Source organism: Pedobacter sp. Bi27 (genome assembly GCF_918698255.1).
Taxonomy (GTDB): domain Bacteria; phylum Bacteroidota; class Bacteroidia; order Sphingobacteriales; family Sphingobacteriaceae; genus Pedobacter.
Map to the genome: position 1 here is coordinate 1,191,907 of NZ_CAKKMW010000001.1, position 21,431 is coordinate 1,213,337.

16 protein-coding genes are annotated in these 21,431 nt (G+C 38.5%); 6 read left to right on the plus strand and 10 right to left on the minus strand.

Annotated elements, in window-relative coordinates; all coding sequences use genetic code 11:
* Window positions 1–25 precede the first annotated feature (25 nt).
* Window positions 26–415 carry a BlaI/MecI/CopY family transcriptional regulator gene (locus LQ227_RS04805; RefSeq protein WP_029275844.1) on the minus strand — a complete coding sequence of 130 codons (390 nt, stop codon included), beginning with the start codon at window positions 413–415 and terminating at the stop codon, window positions 26–28.
* Window positions 416–758: 343 nt separating this feature from the next.
* Between LQ227_RS04805 and LQ227_RS04810 the strand changes: the two genes are divergently transcribed.
* The 3 genes from LQ227_RS04810 to LQ227_RS04820 all read left to right on the plus strand — a co-directional run bounded on the left by LQ227_RS04810 (window position 759) and on the right by LQ227_RS04820 (window position 4,032).
* Window positions 759–1,436 (plus strand): hypothetical protein, encoded by a 678-nt coding sequence (locus LQ227_RS04810; protein WP_230145607.1) that lies wholly within the window; start codon window positions 759–761, stop codon window positions 1,434–1,436.
* A 447-nt stretch (window positions 1,437–1,883) separates the two neighbouring features.
* Entirely contained in the window at window positions 1,884–2,948 is a 1,065-nt protein-coding gene (locus tag LQ227_RS04815; protein ID WP_230145608.1) for a response regulator, read from the plus strand.
* A gap of 457 nt (window positions 2,949–3,405) precedes the next feature.
* Window positions 3,406–4,032 carry a hypothetical protein gene (locus tag LQ227_RS04820; RefSeq protein ID WP_230148474.1) on the plus strand — a complete coding sequence of 209 codons (627 nt, stop codon included), beginning with the start codon at window positions 3,406–3,408 and terminating at the stop codon, window positions 4,030–4,032.
* A 308-nt stretch (window positions 4,033–4,340) separates the two neighbouring features.
* On the opposite strand, the gene LQ227_RS04825 is transcribed toward LQ227_RS04820, so the two are convergent.
* The gene (locus LQ227_RS04825) at window positions 4,341–5,195 is read right to left on the minus strand and encodes an NAD(P)-dependent oxidoreductase (RefSeq protein WP_230148475.1); all 855 of its coding nucleotides are present in this window, start codon (window positions 5,193–5,195) and stop codon (window positions 4,341–4,343) included.
* Window positions 5,196–5,367: 172 nt separating this feature from the next.
* Here LQ227_RS04825 and LQ227_RS04830 point away from each other — a divergent pair, with 172 nt between their 5' ends.
* Window positions 5,368–6,471, plus strand: coding sequence for a DNA alkylation repair protein (locus tag LQ227_RS04830; RefSeq protein WP_230148476.1), 1,104 nt, complete (start codon window positions 5,368–5,370; stop codon window positions 6,469–6,471).
* Here the strand turns inward: LQ227_RS04830 and LQ227_RS04835 are convergent.
* From LQ227_RS04835 to LQ227_RS04865, 7 genes are all read right to left on the minus strand, one after another.
* Window positions 6,460–6,918 (minus strand): NUDIX domain-containing protein, encoded by a 459-nt coding sequence (locus LQ227_RS04835; protein ID WP_230148477.1) that lies wholly within the window; start codon window positions 6,916–6,918, stop codon window positions 6,460–6,462. The two genes, LQ227_RS04830 and LQ227_RS04835, sit on opposite strands and share 12 nt — an antisense overlap.
* A 422-nt stretch (window positions 6,919–7,340) precedes the next feature.
* Window positions 7,341–7,532, minus strand: a complete 192-nt coding sequence (locus tag LQ227_RS04840) for a hypothetical protein (protein ID WP_116249330.1) — start codon at window positions 7,530–7,532, stop codon at window positions 7,341–7,343.
* Window positions 7,533–7,603: 71 nt separating this feature from the next.
* Entirely contained in the window at window positions 7,604–9,688 is a 2,085-nt protein-coding gene (locus LQ227_RS04845; RefSeq protein ID WP_230148478.1) for a glycoside hydrolase domain-containing protein, read from the minus strand.
* A gap of 1,739 nt (window positions 9,689–11,427) precedes the next feature.
* Window positions 11,428–11,946, minus strand: coding sequence for a DUF2911 domain-containing protein (locus LQ227_RS04850; RefSeq protein ID WP_230145629.1), 519 nt, complete (start codon window positions 11,944–11,946; stop codon window positions 11,428–11,430).
* A 144-nt stretch (window positions 11,947–12,090) separates the two neighbouring features.
* Complete coding sequence (locus LQ227_RS04855) at window positions 12,091–12,714, minus strand: bifunctional 2-polyprenyl-6-hydroxyphenol methylase/3-demethylubiquinol 3-O-methyltransferase UbiG (protein ID WP_230148480.1); 624 nt, start codon at window positions 12,712–12,714, stop codon at window positions 12,091–12,093.
* A gap of 91 nt (window positions 12,715–12,805) precedes the next feature.
* On the minus strand, window positions 12,806–14,500 hold the full coding sequence (locus LQ227_RS04860; protein WP_230148482.1) for a sodium:solute symporter: 1,695 nt from the start codon (window positions 14,498–14,500) through the stop codon (window positions 12,806–12,808).
* 100 nt (window positions 14,501–14,600) lie between these two features.
* Window positions 14,601–17,069 (minus strand): PIG-L family deacetylase, encoded by a 2,469-nt coding sequence (locus LQ227_RS04865; RefSeq protein WP_230148484.1) that lies wholly within the window; start codon window positions 17,067–17,069, stop codon window positions 14,601–14,603.
* A 371-nt stretch (window positions 17,070–17,440) separates the two neighbouring features.
* On the opposite strand from LQ227_RS04865, the gene LQ227_RS04870 reads away from it, so the two are divergent.
* Window positions 17,441–18,778 (plus strand): sigma-54 dependent transcriptional regulator, encoded by a 1,338-nt coding sequence (locus tag LQ227_RS04870; RefSeq protein ID WP_230145636.1) that lies wholly within the window; start codon window positions 17,441–17,443, stop codon window positions 18,776–18,778.
* Window positions 18,779–19,262: 484 nt separating this feature from the next.
* Here LQ227_RS04870 and LQ227_RS04875 read toward each other — a convergent pair whose 3' ends face one another.
* Complete coding sequence (locus LQ227_RS04875; RefSeq protein WP_230145637.1) at window positions 19,263–19,715, minus strand: hypothetical protein; 453 nt, start codon at window positions 19,713–19,715, stop codon at window positions 19,263–19,265.
* 46 nt (window positions 19,716–19,761) lie between these two features.
* Between LQ227_RS04875 and LQ227_RS04880 the strand changes: the two genes are divergently transcribed.
* Entirely contained in the window at window positions 19,762–21,396 is a 1,635-nt protein-coding gene (locus LQ227_RS04880) for an ABC transporter substrate-binding protein (protein ID WP_230148486.1), read from the plus strand.
* Window positions 21,397–21,431: the final 35 nt, after the last annotated feature.

Genomic DNA, 21,431 nt, shown 5'->3' on the forward strand with positions numbered 1-21,431 from the left:
GTTCTTTAGAATCTGTTATTATTAATTATTCCATGCTATCCAATAGCCGCTTTATCTCTTCTATTTCCTGTTTAGAGGTTTTTTCGTTACCCAGAAGCTGCATCATTAACTGTGAGGCAGATCCTTTATATAAGGTATTAACAAAACGGTCTAACAACTGTACTTTGGTTTTCTCTTCAGCCTCAACAGGAATATAAATGTGCTTCATTTGGCTTTCATCACGTTTTAATATTCCTTTTTCGGTTAAGATCTGCATCTGCTTTAAAGTTGAGGTATAATTCACCTCCCGTTGTTCGTTCAATTTATCGTTTACAAACCGAACTGTAGAAGGCCCGAATTCCCATAATACCTGAAGAATTTCTAATTCAGCTTTAGTAGGTTCAGGCAGATTATTTTCAGTTTGATTACTTTTCATATTCTAAAGGTACGATGTTTTTCGTACGATACAAATATTAGATTAATTATTTTTCAATAAAACAATTAAAGTACTGATTTCTAATGAATTAAAAACTATTTATTATTTAAAGTCTCAACAAGTAGGTATTGCATCTTTAGAATCAGGCAATTTTTTATTAATCCAACCAGACCTAAAAAGTTGAAACAAGCCAGAACAGAAGGTACTTTGACAACAATCATTAATCGCATTAATTCTTATCAATGCACATAAGGTAACGCTTAAGCAAATTTGGGGATCAAAATCTATCCTATGTCGCGCATTTTTGTTTTATGGTTACATTTTATCGCTTATAATAATTAAGATGGCAGATAAAGGAAATACCCTTCATATACTGTTTATCAAATATTTGATATTAACAGTAGTTTACCTCGTGCTGCTGGCCATTTTTGGTGAATATTATTTTTTTACCAAGTTTAATGTCGAAATCCTAAACCTTGATGGCCTTGCAGACCTTTTATTATCACAAAGAGGGTTTTCATATTGGGAAAAATGCGCTTTTTTAATCTTTATACCATTTATCATTACCATAGGTTTTATCATTCACTACTGGATTTACGATACAACCAACCAGCTATTTACCAGAAATTTTGCCTTCCTGATCGGCATATTGCCATTTACGTTTTTACCATTCCTCATCAGCTTTCAGGATACTAAGCTTTTATTGGTGCTGCTTGGCATCGTCCTTTTTCTTTTATTGTTGTTATGGATTATTCTTTTCCATGTTAGGATGTTTCAGTTCGGCTATCTATCATTTCATTTGTTCATCACCTGCTGCCTGATCACAACCTTTGTTGTACTTGCAAGGATCGATCTGGAAGCGCAGAATTGTTTAAACAACAAAAAAAACACAAACATCCTTAAAAACTTAAACACATCATCGGTTGATAACAGTATTATTTTCATTGGCAATACAACATCTTTTGAGTTTTATTACTCACGTACTCAGCAAAGAAGTATTATCCTCCCTAAAACAAACTAAAAAACGGTTATTTAGGTTAATTTTTAGTACTAAGCAGACTTTTTAATTGGTTGTTTTTAACATCTTGACTACAATCAAAAATATAATTGATAATTATCAACCTGTTTATCCGTCAGAATAACGATTTTTATTGGATATTTGTCTATTAATCCCTATAAAAACCTAATAAATGCCTTCTCTAAAAATGCTTATTAAAAAACTGCATCATTTTTTTAATAAAGCCTACAGTATTATCTTCACTTCCGTCAAGATAATTTTTCCACCCAGCGACTTAAGTTTTTTGCTCCCCCTATTATTTCCAATTGTCTATCTTCTTTTCTCGCAGACCTTAATTTAGTCTATCGAAAAGCTTTAATAACGTAACAACAAGGTCCGGAAATCAGGTTTAACACCTGTTTTGCCAATCTAAAGGAAACTATAGCCTTCAGGATTAAACATAAAATTTAAATGGAGGGATCTAAAATCTTGATTATACTTGAGGATTTCGATCTAAGGATAAAAATCACCGAAATACTAACAATCGGAAAATACAATGTAAAATCAACAAATAGCGGTAAGCAAGCAATCGACATTCTCAGAAAAAGTCCGGTAGATGTAATTATTTCGGAGGTAAATGTAGCTGAAATGGACGGAATCGGGGTATTGCGTGTTGTTAATAAATTTATGGAAACTGCAAGCATCAGTTTTATTATGATATTGAACAATCAGGATTATGACCTTGCCCGCAGAGTGATGGAATTGGGCGCTGATGGCTACCTGATGGCCCCTTTTGATGATGGCGAGCTGCTTAATCATGTAGAGGTAAAGCTCAGAAAAAAAAGGCTTCAACATGAATTATTTTTAAAAAGGCATACTCAATTAAAGAATATCCACAAAAGCGGCGATGAGTTATCCTGGTTAAGATCAAGGTTCGAAGGTTGTTTACCCAGATCTTTAAAAAAAAACCAGGTTCTTTATCATAAGGGAGAGAGACGATCGCTCGGATTACATTACATTTTATCAGGAAAGATAAAAACCTATGTAGCTGATTCCGCCGGCAACATATTTATCACTGGCATTTATGGCCCGCATGAATATTTCGGACTTCAGAGTGCGCTATTGGGCACTGAAAATAAGGAAATTGCAGAAGCCATCGATAGTGTTGAAATACTGACCATCCCTTATACCGATCTCCAGAATTTAATTACAGACTATCCAGACATGTTCAACTTTTTTGCTAAAGCGCTTGCTCATGGCTTGAACAACCGTGATGAAAAGCTACTGAACATCGCCTATTACTCTGTAAGGAAGAGGATAGCAAAAGCAATTATTGAACTGACTAAACTAAACCATGAGTCTGCAGAGAATCATAGATTTATACTCCCCAGATATGATCTGGCATGCTTCATAGGCATTGCAACCGAAACACTGAGTAGGGTGCTTGGAGATTTCACAAGAGAGGGGCTAATTGAAAAAGACGGTAATAATATTATTATACTGGATATGAACGCTTTGAAAACGATGAAAAATTAGCATATGCTTACTGAAATATCCACTTAAAAACTTATCGCTTAGCTCACATTGCTACCTAGTTTTAGCGATGAGTAAGATCAAGATAAGTCTTGATCAAAATCAGAGGAAAATTAATTTTTAATGCAGAATTTAGTTGTAGCCGATCTTAAGTAAGATTAGCACAATACCAAAAAACGATAGCCGCGCAAAAATACTAAATCGATTTATCTATGGGCGAAGATGCTCCAAAGTTGATGCTTCGGGTAGAGGAATGAGTTTCGGCTGGTCGTACCCCATAGCACCTTGCAGTGCCGTTGAAACCTATGAAAGAGAAAGAGCCGATGATTGATAACTGACAAGAAATTATGCCCTTTTAATTCGGGTGGGGATCTGAGCCTTTGAGCATGACCGGTTTGTAGATGCGATTTACCAAAAAAAACAAATCAATATGTTAATCACGAAACTTAATTAAATCAACATGGAAGTAGGCTACATCAAATATTTTTTAAAGGTATTTCTTCCGTTGTTAGATCGGAAGAAAGATAGAGCAGCTATTCGCTTTATGTACAGACATACAGCCTTTTTCAGGATTCACAAAGGAAAAACGCTTTTTAAGCCAAACAGTTCAGTTGCTAACAATAGCATTATAATTGTAGCAGATGGCCTGGTTAATGGCTATTTAGTGAATGAAGAGGCCGGGCAGGCCAATATATGGTTGGGCACGAAAGGTAGCGTATATATCCCGAATGGTTTTAAACAAGCAGATGGCAACTTTAATCTTTTTGCCATAAAGGATACTATCGTTTTTTTGATAGACCAAACCGAGCTGGAGGATGGCTGCGAATGGTACCCTGTTCTTGACTCATTATTTAATACTTATCTTCTCCAAACTGCCATATCTGATGTAAACAATAGAAACATCTTATTTAGACTGCAGAATACTGAAAACAGAATATCGCTATTTAAACGTATTTATCCTGGACTATTTGACCAGATCCCTACTGACCTGCTTCTCTCCTATCTTGATATTGATTTAAGCTTAACACCTAAGCAAAACTTGCAAATAAATAGTGTGTATAACAAGGATATACTTACTAATTTCTAAGAGCACATATTAAAAAGAGCAATTCTCTGTTAGGCAATCGCAAAAAAAAATGCTGTTGAATAATGCAGGATATAAACTGCATCTATTCAACAGCGGGTCTAACAAAAATTAATCATCAAAAATAATATCTCCTTATGGTTTAATTGTACTGGCAATTATTTTATGCAGCACTTTTGGCGGTCTAAAAATAATGACTTGCCTCGTTTCATATGGTATACATGAAACTTTGTAATATCCCATAAATAAATAACCATAGGAAAAGCCAAAATCTCCTATGGTTATCAACTTTAGTATTAAAAGGGATGCTTTTATCCCTTAAGCTGTTTAATTACTGCAATAATATCCTCTTCTCCATATTTTGCAGCCGCATCTTCGAAAGTATTTAGCGCTGTTTTAGCCAATGGTGATGAAATTCCTTCGGCTTTAGCCAGGTTCAGATCTTTTACAATATGTTTAAGTGCAAAAGCAGCTTTGTAATGATCAGCAATAATGGCATCACCTTTAATTTTGGTAAAAATATTACCAATGGCTGCATTATTGATCAATTCTAATAAGTCTTCTGTTTTAATCCCTTGTTCATTCGCAAACAAAACGGTTTCGGCCAGGCCCTGTGCATATAAGGCCAAAAGCGAATTGATGGCCAGCTTTGCGCTATTACCCGCACCATTTTCGCCAACAAGTTTGGCAAGTTTGCCCATTTTTTCCAGAATCGGTTTTACCTGATTAAAAGCAGCTTCTTCACCGCCAACCATGATAACCAACTGACCGGTTTCTGCCTGCTTCACACTCCCTGAAACTGGCGCATCTAAATAAAAATTTCCTTTTGCTTTGCACTGCGTGGCCATTTCTTTTGAAATAGAAGGAGAAACCGTGCTCATATTGATGATGGTCTTACCCGATGTTTCTATACTAAAAAGGCCTTCTTCTCCCTTAAAAATCTGTTCTATAGCGGCATCATCAGAAACCATAACGATTACCACATCAGTAGCTGCAATCAGCGCTTTAGGTGTTTCGGCTATTGATGCGCCAATCTCTTTCAACGAAGCTTCTTTATCCTTGCTCCTGTTATAGACAGTAACTGTATAACCTGCTTTTATCAATTGCCCTGCCATCGGGATCCCCATATTCCCTAACCCGATCCAACCTATTTTTGTTGTATTCATTTTGTTATTTTTATAATAGCAAATGTGCCAAAGAAAAAGCTGAAATCCTTAAACCCCATGTAAAAATGATACGATGAAGTAATTATTTGAATGAGTCGCCTTAATATACTAATATTTTTAGTAAATTAGCACCGCATTAAAATAATCTCCCACTTTGTAATTACCATACCATATGGCCAGCCCGCTTAAAGATTTATATTCTCCAGCCTTTTACGATAGATTAGCCCATGCATTAACGGTTACTGTTCCAGGTTTCGACAAAGGAAAATTTATTAAAAAGGTTTTTACTGCTGACTTCAAATCAAAAGAATTAAAAGAGCGGATGAAACATACCTCGAAGGTATTACATGATTTTTTACCCGAAGATTATCCTCAAACGATAGCGTTGATTAAAAAAACTATCGCACAATTAAGGCTTCAGGGTATTGGAGAAGATAGCTTGGCTTATATGTTTTTACCTGACTATATCGAAACCTATGGTATAGATGATTTCGAAGCTTCGGTTGAGGCACTCGAATTTGTTACGCAGTTTGTAAGCTGCGAATTTGCCGTTCGTCCTTTCATTTTAAAATACGGAAACGAGATGATTTTAAAAATGAAAAAATGGTCGCTGCACGAAAACCATAAAGTAAGAAGGCTCGCCAGTGAAGGCAGCAGACCACGCCTACCCTGGGCCATGGGTATTCCCTTTCTGAAAAAAGACCCGACATCCATTTTACCCATACTGGAAAACCTTAAAACAGATCCATCAGAATACGTAAGGCGGAGCGTTGCCAATAGTTTGAACGATATTGCAAAAGATCATCCCCATATTGTTTTAAATATTGCTAAAAATTGGTCGGGTTTGGGTGCCGAAACAGATGCCATTATTAAACATGGCAGCCGTACATTACTTAAACAAGGCCATGCAGATATCCTTAAACATTATGGCTTAGATGATGCAGGGATTTTATTAAAAGATTTCAAAATCTCGACGCCCAAGATCAAAATTGGCGAAAGTCTGGAGTTTTCATTTTCTATTCTGAACGAAAATCGGACTGAACAAAAGGTTAGATTGGAATATGCCATTTGCTATAAAAAGCAAAACGGCCAGAACACAAAAAAAGTGTATAAAATTTCGGAGCGGACTTATCCTGCAGGTGCAGCAGTAAACATTATCCGCAAGCAAAAATTCGTACTGATTACGACACGTAAATTTCATCTGGGCGGTCACCAGGTTTCGATGATCATTAACGGTGCCGAGAAGGAAATTTCACACTTTGAATTAACGGCTTAGTTTGGATTTTAATTCATCAAGCAAAGCGACCTGCTTTTCGTTGATGTGTTTTACGGCATTATTGTAGGCAAACCATTCGGCTTTGTCTATTTCAGCGAAATTTTTCTTTTTGCCCGATCGCGGCGGCCATTCAATTTCGAAAGTATTGCTAACAATTGTAGAAGGATCAAGATCTCCTTCCACAGCCCAGCACAATACTTTTTTACCTCCCTTTTGTACAACAGGACTTAATTCAATGAAATCGCCAGTTAAACTTTTACCTGTTTCCTCTTTAAATTCGCGGATAGCAGCCTTTAACGGCTCTTCACCTTCATCTAATTCCCCTTTCGGCACTGTCCAAAAGCCTAAATCTTTTTTGGCAAAGAACGGCCCGCCCGGATGAACCAGAAAAAATTCTACCTGCTGATCTTTTCTTCTGAAGAGCAATATTCCGGCACTCTGTTTCATAAGGGCAAGGTAGGGATTTGGAATTGAAAAGGAATTGAGTTTGTCTTAACATCTTTCGGCAAAGATCCTGAAACAAGTTCAGGATGACGATAGTTTATTAGAATTCACCATGTCTGATCCCGCGTTACGTCATGCTGAACTTGTTTCAGCATCTTCAATAGCCTCTGAAAACAAATGCAGGTTATAGCTCGTCAGTTTAGCTTTACAGGAAAGCTTTAAAAAATGTTTTTAATCGAACTGAGGCATATAACATGGAGAGAAACAAAGTGATCTTTTAAACTCTTTTTATTTCTCATCTCCCTGCCCCCTTCAAAGGGGGACAACAACACTCAAGAAAATCTTTTTAATGAAAAAAGCAGTTAAGCTTTTACACTTAACCGCTTTTATATAATCTGGTATGATGAGATTTAATTGGAGGCGTTTTACAACAACCCGTACAAACCATGAGCGTAATTCCTTAATGAAGAGGATACCGTCTTCATCTTATCCGGAGATGGGCCTTTTACTTTATACGCTTCTGGATGAAGTTCTAAAGGTTGTTCGTTAATTTGTTCTAATGTGTTTCTATTGCTTAATGTAGCATGCTGTTCTTCGCTTAATTTTAAAGGTGCCATGATCTTGAAATTTATACTAGAACAACAGGATTATCTGAAATAAGTTTGCAGTTTTTTGTAAATTTTTAAAATTATTGTCCAAGACTCGAAATCCAGTTTTCGGTATCCGAAATTTTAACCGGCACGGCCGAAGCAACGATTTTCAGTACTCCCCCAGCATTGATATCTTCTTGCGTGATAAAGTTCTTTTTGAAAGGTTTTCCGTTAAGAAAAACGGCCTTGATATATTTGTTTTTAAAGCTGAAATTTTCCGTTTCGATGGTAAATGTTTTTCCTTTTGGCAGGTTATAGCTTAGCGATGGAAATAAAGGCACATTTAAATAATAAATCGGCCAGCCTACACAGGCAGGAGAAAAACCACTTGCCGCAAACACATACCAGGCACTCATTGCACCGGCATCATCGTCCATTGTACGCAGATAGGCATGTGGCTGGTTTCTGTAAATTTTACCGATATAACTACCGATTCCGCGGCTGTTATCGTTAAAATAATTCTGGATTACCGTATCAGCTGCCAATTGATGCATCCAATATTGCGATTTATAACCAGACTTGGTAACATTATACATCAATGGTACCTGCAAATCTGGTTCATTGGCATGGTTGTATAAATCACGCGCAAAAAATTCGTCGAGTTTTGCCAGATAAGATTCCTCTCCCCCGTCCAGTTCAATCAATCCTTTAAAATCATAAGGCACAAACCATCGATATTGCCAAATGGTACCTTGGTATAAACCACGGGCCTGCATGCGGTCGACATCATTTTTGGTCATATCTTTAAAATCTTTATTCCAATATTTCTTGTATTCAAGTGCTTTATTGAGATAAAAATCAGATTTTTCTTTATTCTTTAAAATCTTAAAGATTTCTGCCAATGCCCAGTTATCGTAACTCGATTCCAGTGCTTTATCCGGAGATTTATAATCCAGGCCATCTACCTCTTTCACTAACGAATCGGCAATCTTGTTAAAATCTACCGGATAACCCTTGCGGTAGGCATCAAGCAAAACCACAATGGCATGTTCAGAACGCACAGTATTTGATGGCTCATTTAGCCCGGCATAATCTTTTTTGCCCGAGTTATAGAGATCAGCGATAGAATTAACCATTCCAGCATACCTATCTTGTTCAATTAGCGAAAGCAAAGGTAACTGCGTACGGTAATTGTCCCAAATGGCCCAGCCATTGTAGCGGATTTCTTTATCTTTCTGAATTTCCCCTTTTGTATTGCGATATGTTCCATCAGTTTCAGAAATTACATAAGGCGATTGCATGGTGCGGTATAAAAGCGAATAAAATAGTTTTGCACTTTCCAGATCGCCATTTACGGCAATTTTAGAAAGATTTGTATTCCAATCGGCTTTGCTTTGTTCTTTTATAGTATTGAAAGGATTTTTATTGATAGAAGCTTTTGCGGCTTCGACACTTACCGACGAAAGTGCAATGTTGATTCCCACTGAGGTTAATTCTCCTTTAAGCATGGCAATCATTTTATGATCGTCTATTACTTTCCACGATACGTTATCGCCGATTTCCATGTAATAGAACAATTTGTATTTACCTGCGCCACAGGTTGTTTTCGAGGTAATCCATCCGCTTAGGGCATTACCGTTTACCTCGTGCGATTCGGCTACAAAAGCACCATTAAAAGCATAACCCAAATCGAGATAAAAACCTTTGGTCCCTTTCGGAAATTGGTAGGCATGCTTTCCGGCTTTGCCCAATACGGTAAAACTGGCTTTAATTTTATTTTCGAAACCTACTTCATAGTAACCCGGACTTGCTTTTTCAGCAATCTTGATCAGTTCTGACTTCGCCGGATCACTGCCTAAAAATGGTTTGATGAAAATATTACCACCTGAACCCTGACAGCCTACTCCTTCGAAACGGTTGTGGGTAAAGCCTTCAAATTTCTTGGCGAGGTATTCGTAACCGGTATGTGTTTTAGGATAAGTTTGAGGGCCAATACTCAACATGCTAAAAGGGGCCGATGCAGCTGGCGACATCTGCCCATGATCTGCTGAAGATCCTAAAAAAACGTTCACCTGGTCGACAGGCTTTGCTGTTTTAACAGAAAAAAGCTGCGTTTTTTGTTGAGCTAAAACGTTTAATGAAAGAAGCGGCAATATTGCCAGTAGTTTAATGGAAAGCTTCATTATTTGTGTTTGTTTTTAAATCGCCCTAAAATAGTATTTTAACATGAAGTAGGTATTATGTTTTAGGTTCTTTACAAAAGGGCCTTCTCTAATCGTCACCCTGAATTTATTTTATTAGCAGTTCTTATTGTTTTAAAGGTCTAATAGCTACTTCGTGGTCAGGGTCTTTATAATTATTTATGGATGCTGATCCGGGACATCACGACAGCATAAACACGGATTTTTATATCTGTGTGTATCCTTTCCATCTTTGGTTAAATATTTGCTTGGGCCGAACAGCTTCACTTAATGACATTGACCGGGGCTATTGGGGGAGGTAGCATTTCATTTGTTGGATTGCAGGGTGCACAAACCCTTGTCCTTAAACCCGACAGCAGCGGCAGCTCCCGATTCTTCATCGGGACTATAGCGAATGGCGGGGCTGAAAACCTCCAAGAACCACAAGCCTCTCATTTCCTAATAAGAATATCTTTTATTTCAGTCGGTGAGACACCAACCGATAGGATAAATCCTAAGCTATTAAGACAGGATTGCAAATCCCAACTAACATTAGAAAAAGCTTTAACAAAATATGATTTTTTTATTTTTAGAGCGCAAGGCCTGTGCAGGATAAAAAGTTCCTTCCCGTTTTTCGCTTTTACGCTTCGCTGCCTCGTACCTCGTTGCTGCAGGGTAATAACGCTTCAACCGGGGCTAAGTGGCTACAGCAGCATTTCATTTGTTAGGCTGCAGGGTGCACAAACCCTTGGTTTTAAACCCGACAGCAGCGGCAGCTCCAGATTCTTCATCGGGACTATAGCGAATGGCGGGACTGCAAACTGCCAAGAACCACAAGCCGCTCATTTCCTAATAAGAATATCTTTTATTTCAGTCGGTGAGACACCAACCGATAGGATAATCGCAAATAAATGCCCTTCGACTACGCTACCATCGACGTTATTTTGCAAATAATTATTAATCAACATTTTAACAAATTTCGCATTTCCATCCAGCTAGGCCATAGTACGGTATCCCCGTTCTACTTAAATCCGGCTTACCAATTTTTCGGGCTCCACCGACCCAGCCTACCCACTAGCTTTGAAAGAAAAATTTTCAGCCGGTGTTTTTTGTTTCTTTTTGACAGCAAAAAGAAAGAGCCCCATCGGCGGCGGCGAGCCGAGGCAAGGATGAGCCTCTGGGCAAAAAAAAGATATGCGTCATTCATATTGATTTTTATACAATAAATTATCCCTCAGGGTGACATTTTTTCGAGATTTATCTCATAACTTAATAACACTGGGATAATACTTCAACCGGGCTTATTGAGGGAGGTAGCATTTCATTTGTTAGGCTGCAGGGTGCACAAACCCTTGGTTTTAAACCCGACAGCAGCGGCAGTTCCCGATTCTTCATCGGGACTATAGCGAATGGCGGGACTGCAAACCGCCAAGAACCACAAGCCTCTCATTTTCCAATAAGATATATCTTTTATTTCGGTCGGTGAGACACCAACCGATAGGATAATCGCAAATAAATACCCTTCGACTACGCCCAGGGTGACATTTTTTCGAGATTTATCCCATAACTTAATGACATTGGGGTAAGGCTTCAACCGGGGTTAGATGGCTACAGCAGTATTTCATTTGTTGGGGTTGCATGGCTTAGACTCAAGGGATTTTGCACAGTCATTCTCGAAAAATAATACAAAAAAAAGCCGTCCTAATATAAAACATGGACGGCTCTAAAGTAATTTTACCTAATTATTTAATATTAACCGGAACAGAAATTTTATCCCATTCTAAAGCGAATCCGCTTTTGGTAATTTTATAAACTAAACGCTCTTGTGTAGCTTTTAATGCTTTTGTTTTAACATCAACACGTAAAGCATCTTTAGCTTCTTCGTATTTGTAAGCACCCCATTGTTTTGGTTCCTTGTTAAAAATAGCTGTCCAGGTTCCGCTTTCTTTAGGGATTAAAAAGAAACTGTATTTTCCTGCTGCTAAAGGTTTACCTTCAACTACGATATCTTTATCGGTTTCGAAAGTAGTAGCCTCGTTTGCACCTGCACGCCATACTTTATCAAAGGCTTCTAAACCGCCCCAGATTTTACGTCCTTTTACAGCAGGGCTGCTGTAGGTGATGGTAATGGTTGCACCTTTAACTTTTCCCGTTGCTGTAGCCGCAGGACTTGGCTTAGGCTGAGCATCTTGTGCCATTGCACTTACAGAAATAGTAATTGCTGTAAATAGCAATGCGATTGATTTAATCATCGTTTTCATAGTATTATATTTATCTGTTTTTGTTGTTTTTGATTTTACGAATTTATGGCTTTAGGTTGATAAAAACTATAATGCCGGTGTCGAAAAAAATTGAGCGAAACTTCACTGTTTTTGAATTCATTCTCAGTTACAGACCAAAACGCTTTATTTCTTTCTTCCAACAAATCTGATTACTGAGCCCAGGCCGTTATGAAACAAACCCTCATTCAGTTCAATTTCTTTTTCTTCAAGCGCCAGAACCTCATAATTTTCGAAATCAGTTCTTATTTCCTCAATTGAGAATAACATATCAATTTCTTTAGGTCCACCAACTTTTTCGTTTTTGGCAAGATAATCAAGGTGTTTCTTGCTAAAAGCTTCGAAAATAAGCAAACCGCCATTGCGTAAATAATTACTCAGTATTTTATGGTAAGTTGATTTAATCGCCGATGGAAAGTGTGCATAAATTAAGGCAATGGCATCAAACTGTTCAGCTTTATAGTCCAGCTCTTGGAGTTCGCCCACCTGGTAATCAATGCTAACGTTATTGTTTTCTGCGAGTTGAAGTGCTTTATTCTTTCCTTCAATACTGATATCAAAGGCCGAAACCTTCCAACCGAGTTTAGCTGCAAAAACGGCATTTCGGCCTTCTCCTTCTGCCGGAAAAAGTATTGTTCCGGTATCGAGCTGCATCAACTGTTCTCTTAAATAGTTATTCGGTTGTTCGCCATAAGCAAACTCATCGGCACTGTATCGGTCATTCCACCTGTCAAGCCAAGCTTCGTTCATATTTAGCGTTATCTATTTTGTCGAAAATAAAGGTATTAAAATTTAGCCTTGCGCTCGGGCAGCAAATATCTGCTGCACGTAAAAATTAGGTTTATTTGTCGACTACCGTTTTTGGATTAGAAAACAAGAGGCCAATTACCGAAAACATAATTACTGCTGCTGCACCGATTACATTGAGCCAAAGGAATGAAACAATATCGAACTCATATACTGCTACAACGGCAATTTCGGATAAGATGGCTGCAATAAATACGATTGGTCCGTTTATCTTTTTGAAATAAAATGCCACTAAAAAAATACCAAGAATTGGCCCATAAAAGAGCGAGCCCAGTACATTAACGGCTTCGATTAGCGAGCCCATCTGTGTAGCAAACATGGCAACAGCTATTGAAAAAACACCCCAGGCCAAAGTATGTAAACGGCTATATTTCAGTTCAGTCTCGTCGTCTACTTCTTTTTTACCAAAAATGAGGTGTACATCTTTTAACGAACAGGCAGCAAGTGAATTCAGCGCTGCAGAAATAGATCCCCAACTGGCCAAAAAAATGACGGCGAAAAGCAGGCCGATCATTCCAACTGGAAGGGTATTCTTTACAAAGTACAAAAAGATATAATTGGTATCGGTTTTCTCCGCATTGTAATTCGACTTGTTAATTGCCTCTTCTACCCTGCCGTGCAGTTCTTTCACCTGCTTTTGGGTTGATTTAAAATCCGCTATTGAAGAATTTAAAGATGGTAATTGCTTTTCCTTTTCTATCAGGATATTTTTTGATTGCTGGTTAAATTTCTGTGCTAAAGCATTATGTTCTTTCTCGAAAGCAGCCGCCTGCTGTGGCTGTGTTTCTTTTAAATACTGATAAGAACGCTCATTAAAATAAATCGGTGCCGGCTTTAACGAGAAGAAAGCAAACAATAATGCACCGATTAACAGGATAGCGAACTGCATCGGGATTTTAACCAGTCCATTCAAGAGTAATCCCATTTTTGCATTGGTATTGTCTTTCGCGGTAATGTATCTTCCTACCTGGCTCTGATCTGTCCCAAAGTAAGAAAGCGCAAGGAAAAAACCTCCGATTAAACCACTCCAGATATTGTATTTATCCTTCCAATCGAATTCGGTGGTAATTACATTTAATTTACCCGATTTCCCGGCAAGGTAAAGGGCGTCTTTAAATCCGATTCCATTAGGCATGTGCTGCACCAAAAGATATCCGGCAAAGGCCATTGTTCCTAAAATGATCAAAAACTGCAGTTTCTGTGTGTGTGCAATTGCTTTTGCACCACCAACATAGGTATAAATCAACAAAATCCCTCCGGTAAGTACGTTGGTTAAATAAATATTCCAGTTTAAAACGCTCGAGAGGATAATACTTGGTGCATAAATGCTGATCCCTGTCGATAATCCCCGCGAAAACAGAAACAGCAACGAAGTTAAAACCCTTGTTTTTTTATCAAAACGGTTTTCCAAATATTCGTAGGCGGTGTATACATTCAACCTTTGAAAAATCGGGATGAAAGTAATGCAAATCACAATCATTGCCAACGGCAGGCCAAAATAATACTGCACGAAGCGCATGCCATCGGTATAAGCCTGCCCTGGTGCTGATAAAAAAGTAATGGCACTGGCCTGCGTAGCCATAATCCCTAATAATACAATATACCAGGGCATTTTATTATCGGCCTTTAAATAGGAAGCATTGCTTTTTTGCCCACGACCAATAAAAACACCATAGGTTACCACAGCAAGCAAAGTAAATGTCAGTACCGTCCAATCGATATTACTCATGCCCAGAATTTAGTAAACAGGTAATAAAATACAATCTGAAATACCAGCGCCAAAGCGAGTAAAATATACCAGGTATTCCAGTTTTTGAATTGATTTTTCATCACTTTCCAGCCGATAAAAAGTTAAAGAACAATCTGGCTGCACCTACATTTCCGGCAGGCAATTGCCTGAAAAAAGCTAAAGGTGTATAAATAAAATTCCCTTTGCCATATTTTGCATACAGCGTCGATCCTTGAAGCGGTTCTTCATCGGTATCGTGCATCTCGAAAAGCGGTTCGTACTTAGTATCCCATTTATCAGGGAAATAAGCACCGCGCTCCTGCACCCATCCTTTAAAATCGTCAGCAGTAATTTTATTGGGGTAATTTAACAGCTTATGTTCAGGTTTTAAAAATTTAACTTCTGCATTTTCTTCGGTCACCCTTTTACCACTAATGCTAAACGGATAAACACCAAAATCCTGTAGCGCCATATCTTGTGTGGTATTGTACTGCATCACAATGGTTCCACCGTTTTCTACGTAACCGCGCAAAGCAGTTTGCCAGTTTTTAATTCTTTTTTCGGTATTGATTACCCTTACTCCTGTTACCACGGCATCGTAACTGGCCAGTTTTGTTGGGTTAAGAATATCAGCTTCTGTTAATACATCAACTTGCAAACCTGCCTGTCTTAAAAATTCGGGGATCAGATCTCCAGCTCCCTCAATATACCCAACTTTTTTCGCCAGTACCTTTACGTCTCCTTTAATCAACCAGGTTGTGGCCGGAACAAAATACTGTAGTGTTGGCAAATGAGGATACTGAATTAATACCTGTCCTTTTGAATATTCATTCGCTTCTGATGAGAAAACAGCTTCTAATTTATTCTGGCTGGTTTTAATTTTGGCCAAATCTTCAACCGGGAGAAGGAAATTCATCGTATTGATGGTATGCTCTGCCAGGTTAATCCCTTGAAAGGTTTTCACCACCTGGTTGCCGATCTTGAAACTTACCTTACCATAATTGATATTTTTATTGGCCTTCAAACGAAGGCTAACATTTAAAGCTTCTTTTTCTTTAGCGAAATAAACTGGCTCGCTAAAACTTAAATCAAGTGCGGGGATGATCCTCAGGGCTTCTACAACATCACCTTTAACAGGATCTAATTTTTTATAAGATAAAGGCAATCTGACTTCAAATTTTTCAGATGCTATTTTTAACGACAATAAAACATTAATTGGCGATTGTATTTCCGGAAGCCCGATTAAAGTATCATTCGCTACGCTGAATGTTGCCGCATCTTTTGCAGGCTTAGCTAACCAATAAGGTTCAGTAAGTGCCGCGCCTGCCGGAATCTGGATTTTACGTTCAATGGTAATCAGCGAGTCGTTAGCGAGCGCTCTATTTAAATTATCTGTCTGATTTAACCAGTTCACACCTTCAACAATAACAGGGGTGGCCGATCTTGAAATTAAGTTTAAACGAAAATTATAACTATTGCCAGCAATTGCTTCGGGTTGATTGGTTACCACCTCGCCCATAAAACCTATACTGCTTAAAATGATGTTATCGATAGCCGCAAGCTTATCTTTTCTCAAGGCTGCATCCTGCAATTCAGCAATTTTCTTTCTCAGCATCAACAGTCCGTGCAGGCTCTTATCGGGTTGGTTATAATTGAAAGATAATAGTATAATGTCAATCAGCTCATCAATATCGCCTATACCTTTGTCTGACCAGTTAAGGCTTAAGCCATCAAACAAAGTTCTTTTAGCAGGATCGCCTAAAACGTTTGTAAAATAATCGGAACGTACACCAGCTACCGACTGTGTTCCTGCTCCCTGGCTTTTGTGTAAACTTCGGCTTAATCCTGCCAGCTCACCATAACCCATTCCCAGTTGTGCGTCGTATTGCCCAACAGTTGCCTTTAACTGATTTTCGGCTGTGGTATTTACCGAACCAAACCTAAATGTGTTCCACAATAGTCTTTTTGGTTGCCAAACAGATACATATTTAAGTTGGTTTGGAAACATATTTTTATCAGCAGCAGCCTTAAAAGCCTTCTCCGCAACAACAGCAGAAGCGGCATGCTGACCGTGACCCGCAGCTGCAGTAGGCGGGAATCGGCAGATAATTACATCCGGTCTAAATTTTCTGATCACCCAAACCACATCGGCGGTAATGCTATCGGCATCCCACTGTTTAAAAGTATCGTTGGTATTTTTAGAGAAGCCGAAGTCGATTGCCCTGGTGAAAAATTGTTGTGCACCGTCCAATCTACGGGCTTCCAAAAGTTCGTGTGTTCTGATCAGGCCTAAGGCTGCACCTTGTTCGGTGCCCAAAAGGTTTTGCCCACCGTCTCCCCTGGTAAGCGACAAATAAGCCGTTTCGACATTTTGATCGTTGATTAACCAAGATAACAAACCAGTATTCTCATCATCGGGGTGAGCAGCCAGATATAAAACTTTCGGAAGGTGTTTTAACGTTTTTATCTCTCTATAAATTTCAGAAGATTTGGCTGGGCGTACTTGTTGGGCAGCACAAAAAACTGCTGGAAAGCAAAATATGAATATTGCGGTTAGTCTCTTAAACATAGAATTTGTTTTGCAAAAACCAAATATGCTTAAAAAGCTTTTACTTTAATGCTTCGGAAACGAAAAAGGTACAATTTAGTTTGGAGTAGGGAGTCGAGAGTAGGGAGACCAAAGCTTAAAGACCAAAGATAACCATGCATTTGTCAGTCTGAGCGTAGTCGAAGACCTTACTCAGTTTTTACGAAAATCATTTAATCTCAACCCGTGGTCTGTGTCCTCACAGACCACCCGCTTTCTTTTGCAATGTTTATCTTTTCGTTCTGTGAAGACACAGACCGAGGAAGAAGAGTCGGCAGCATGAGTCGTTTATTTTATCCACCTCATCATCTTTCGATATTTTTATCCTTAATATTGCAGCATAAATTTTACCTATGAATGGCATGGTGCTCATCATCGATGATGAAAAGAAAATCTGCAGTTTACTTTCCAGGATTATAGAATTAGAAGGATTTAAGACCTTACAGGCCAATACTGGAAAAGAAGGCCTTAAATTGCTTAAAAATAACGATATCAGCATTGTAATCAGCGATGTTAAACTACCTGATGTTAATGGAGTAGCGCTCGTTAAAGATATAAAAGCCATAAAATCTTATGTCGAAATTATAAACCTTACCGCCTACGGTACCATTGCCGATGGCGTTTTGGCGATCAAAAACGGGGCATTTGATTATCTGGTAAAAGGCGATGATAACGACAAAATTATTCCGCTTTTGTACAAGGCGATGGATAAATCAAATCTGCAGCGAAGGGTCTCCGATCTGGAAAACAAAATTGCTAAAAAACACAGCTTCGAAACCATAATCGGTCAATCAAAAGCTTTAAAGGAAGCGATTGATCTGGCCAGGAAAGTAAGTGCAACTGATACTACTGTTTTATTATTGGGCGAAACCGGAACAGGGAAGGAAGTTTTTGCTCAATCTATCCATTACGAAAGCCCTAGGGCAGCAAAACCCTTTGTGGCCTTAAATTGCAGTGGCTTTAGCCCTGATTTACTGGAAAGCGAACTTTTTGGGTACAAAGCCGGGGCTTTTACAGGCGCCAATAAAGATAAGAAAGGCCTGTTGGAAGAAGCTAACGGCGGTACATTATTACTGGATGAAATCGGCGAGATGAACCTCGATTTACAGGCAAAGCTATTGCGTGTACTCGAAAGCCAGACTTTTATAAAAGTAGGCGATACCCAAACGCAACAGGTAAATGTTCGGATATTAGCCGCCACAAATAAAAATTTAAAAGCCGATGCAACTTCTGGAAAATTCCGCTCCGATCTTTATTATCGGCTTTCGGTTTTCACCATTACCTTACCGCCGTTACGCGATCGGAAAGCCGACATCCCTGCATTGGCAAAACACTACTTAAAAGAATTTGCAGATAAGGTAAACCGATCAGCACCAAAAATGGATGATAAAATTTTATCCCTATTGAGCGGTCATAGCTGGAAAGGGAATATCCGGGAACTTAAAAATGTGATCGAACGTTTGGTAATCCTCTCGGATGGAGATACCTTAAGCGCTACCGCCTTACCTCCCGAATTTTTTGAATTTGCACCGATGGAAAACGATTATAATCTACAACAGATAGAAAAGCAGCACATTCAAAAAGTACTTATCCATACCAAAGGGAATAAAACAGAAACCTCGCGATTACTGGGGATCGGTTTAACCACACTTTACCGTAAAATAGAAGAATACCAAATTAAGGAAATTTAAAGGCTGAAGGTAGAGGGCCGGAAGGTTAAAAGTAAAAGTTGTAAAGTTTTCTCGTGCTCTCAGACATTGTTATCTGGCAGAAAAACCGATTTTTTAGTTGAAAGGCTGCCAACCTACCCATAAGATTAGGCCAACAAGCGTTGAATTACTTATCGTCTCAAACGATTAAATCGTATTACTATTTATGCACTCGTTTGGAAACGAGCGCAAGCATAGGAGGGCCGGAAGGTTAAAAGTAAAAGTTGTAAAGTTTTCTCGTGCTCTCAGACATTGTTATCTGGCAGAAAAACCGATTTTTTAGTTGAAAGGCTACCAGCCTACCCATAAGATTAGGCCAACAAGCGTTGATGGCTTATCGTGTCAAACGATAAAATCACATTACTGTTTATTCACTTGTTTGGAAACGAGAGCAAGCATAGAATGTTGTAAAATTGCAAATTTTTCGTCTCCAATCTAACGTCTCATATCTAGCATCTCACATTCCCTATGCGCCAAACCTGATCCATTTATCACCTTCGTGGCCAAAGATAAAAGAACCCGGGTGTAACATTTCGGCGATATCTTCTATTAGCGAAACGGCATTTTCAGCAGTTCTTTCGCGGTTAACATCGTCATTCAATAAAATGATTCTGTTGTTTTGTACCGCTTGCCAATCGGTATTTAATGCTGCAGGTACTTCTCTCATTAAGTCGGTTAAAGTTTTACCCGGCTGATAATAAATAATAAAAACAGCGCTTAGTAGGTCAGTCTCTATCATTCCACCTGCCAGCGAAATTTCTTCTGATAAAAAATATTCCGGATTGTTGCTCGTATCTAAGCAGGCTACAGGCATTTTATCCATAAACTTAATCTTGTGCTCCACTAAATCTAAACGTTCCTGTAATTCTTCCTGGTGAGCAGCATCGAGGCCGATAAATAAATCGTTTAAAAAAGACATCTGCATTAAATTTATTAATTTGTGCAAAAATAACATTCCTGATCGCATGCGAGGCTCATTTAATTATATATTTTGGTTTTTTTGTGTAAGCTTACTCTTTTCATGTAAGGAAAATGCTGATCATCAGGACAAAAAAGTCTTCAATATCAATCTCGATCAGGGTTTAACCTCTATTGATCCGGCCTTTGCGCGCAACCAGAATGCAATCTGGATGACCAACCAGATTTTTAATGGTTTGGTACAGATCGATTCATCCTTGCAAACACTCCCCTGTATAGCCAAAAGCTGGCAGGTTTCGGAAGATGCGTTAACTTACACTTTTAACCTGCGTAATGATGTTTACTTTCATGATGATCCTATTTTTAAAAATGGCAAAGGCCGAAAAGTAACGGCAAGTGATTTTGTATATAGTTTTTATCGTTTAATCGATCCAAAGGTCGCCTCATCGGGCGGGTGGATTTTTAGTGATAAAGTGAAGGATAAGCATAATTTTATCGCATTAAATGATTCTACTTTCCAGATCAAACTGGTGCGTCCTTTCCCACCCTTTATGAGTTTGCTCACTACACAATACTGCTCTGTTGTACCCAAAGAAGTTGTAGAACATTATGGTAAGGATTTCAGGAGTCATCCTGTTGGCACCGGCCCTTTTAAATTTAAATACTGGAAAGAAGGTGAAATATTAGTGCTTTTAAAAAACGAACATTATTTTGAAAAAGATGCCAAAGGAATGGCATTACCCTACCTTGATGCTGTAAAAGCCAGTTTCATCACCGATAAACAAAGTGGTTTCATGAGTTTCCTGAAAAAGGACCTGGATTTCTACTATAATGTTGACGGCAGTTACCGCGACGATATCCTGACCAAAAGTGGAAAAATGACCTCGAAGTACAAAGAAAAATTTACATTAACCAAAAGCCCATACCTGTGTACCGAGTATGTAGGTATATTGGTTGATACCAATCTTTCGATTGTGAAGAAATCGCCATTGCGCTTAAAAAAAATCAGGCAGGCCATTAATTATTCGATCGATCGTGACAGATTGATTAAATACCTAAGAAATGGTATTGGCATAGCAGCAACATCTGGTTTCATTCCTAAAGGCATGCCTGGTTTTGATAGCCTTGCTGTAAAGGGATATGCCTATAACCCAAAACTGGCTGCTAAACTTTTAGCGGAAGCTGGTTTCCCGGAAGGTAAAGGTATGGGAGAAGTAACCCTAAATACAACAACAACTTACAAAGACCTGATCGAATTTATTCAGGGCGAGCTTACTGCAATAGGTATTAAAGTTAAAATTGATGTAAGTCCAAGTGCCAGCTTAAGGGATTTAATGTCGAAAAACAGCGTAAACTTTTTCCGTGGCTCCTGGCTGGCCGATTATGGCGATGGAGAGAATTTCCTTTCTATGTTTTACTCAAAAAATAAAGTCCCTTATGGACCAAATTACACTGCTTTTTACAATAAAGAATTCGATCAACTATTTGAGAAAAGCTATTATGAAACCGATAACGAAAAACGCTTTGAGCTATACCGTAAAATGGATCAGATGGTAATGGATTACGCGCCTGTTGTTCCGCTTTTCTACGATCAATCGGTAGTGATGCTTCAGAACAACATTTCAGGTTATTCCTTTAATCCACTGAGTTTGATGATTTTGAAAAGGATTAAAAAGAAATAGAAGAATCGTCAACTTAAACGTTGTCTTCAACCAGC

Excerpts from the sequence above, each read along its gene's own strand:
- LQ227_RS04815 (WP_230145608.1), top strand. The coding sequence starts at position 1,884 with ATGGAGGGATCTAAAATCTTGATTATACTTGAGGATTTCGATCTAAGG.
- LQ227_RS04880 (WP_230148486.1), top strand. The coding sequence starts at position 19,762 with ATGCGAGGCTCATTTAATTATATATTTTGGTTTTTTTGTGTAAGCTTA.
- LQ227_RS04860 (WP_230148482.1), bottom strand. The coding sequence starts at position 14,500 with ATGAGTAATATCGATTGGACGGTACTGACATTTACTTTGCTTGCTGTG.
- LQ227_RS04855 (WP_230148480.1), bottom strand. The coding sequence starts at position 12,714 with ATGAACGAAGCTTGGCTTGACAGGTGGAATGACCGATACAGTGCCGAT.
- LQ227_RS04825 (WP_230148475.1), bottom strand. The coding sequence starts at position 5,195 with ATGAATACAACAAAAATAGGTTGGATCGGGTTAGGGAATATGGGGATC.
- LQ227_RS04850 (WP_230145629.1), bottom strand. The coding sequence starts at position 11,946 with ATGAAAACGATGATTAAATCAATCGCATTGCTATTTACAGCAATTACT.
- LQ227_RS04875 (WP_230145637.1), bottom strand. The coding sequence starts at position 19,715 with ATGTCTTTTTTAAACGATTTATTTATCGGCCTCGATGCTGCTCACCAG.
- LQ227_RS04835 (WP_230148477.1), bottom strand. The coding sequence starts at position 6,918 with ATGAAACAGAGTGCCGGAATATTGCTCTTCAGAAGAAAAGATCAGCAG.
- LQ227_RS04820 (WP_230148474.1), top strand. The coding sequence starts at position 3,406 with ATGGAAGTAGGCTACATCAAATATTTTTTAAAGGTATTTCTTCCGTTG.
- LQ227_RS04830 (WP_230148476.1), top strand. The coding sequence starts at position 5,368 with ATGGCCAGCCCGCTTAAAGATTTATATTCTCCAGCCTTTTACGATAGA.
- LQ227_RS04870 (WP_230145636.1), top strand. The coding sequence starts at position 17,441 with ATGAATGGCATGGTGCTCATCATCGATGATGAAAAGAAAATCTGCAGT.
- LQ227_RS04805 (WP_029275844.1), bottom strand. The coding sequence starts at position 415 with ATGAAAAGTAATCAAACTGAAAATAATCTGCCTGAACCTACTAAAGCT.
- LQ227_RS04810 (WP_230145607.1), top strand. The coding sequence starts at position 759 with ATGGCAGATAAAGGAAATACCCTTCATATACTGTTTATCAAATATTTG.
- LQ227_RS04865 (WP_230148484.1), bottom strand. The coding sequence starts at position 17,069 with ATGTTTAAGAGACTAACCGCAATATTCATATTTTGCTTTCCAGCAGTT.
- LQ227_RS04840 (WP_116249330.1), bottom strand. The coding sequence starts at position 7,532 with ATGGCACCTTTAAAATTAAGCGAAGAACAGCATGCTACATTAAGCAAT.
- LQ227_RS04845 (WP_230148478.1), bottom strand. The coding sequence starts at position 9,688 with ATGAAGCTTTCCATTAAACTACTGGCAATATTGCCGCTTCTTTCATTA.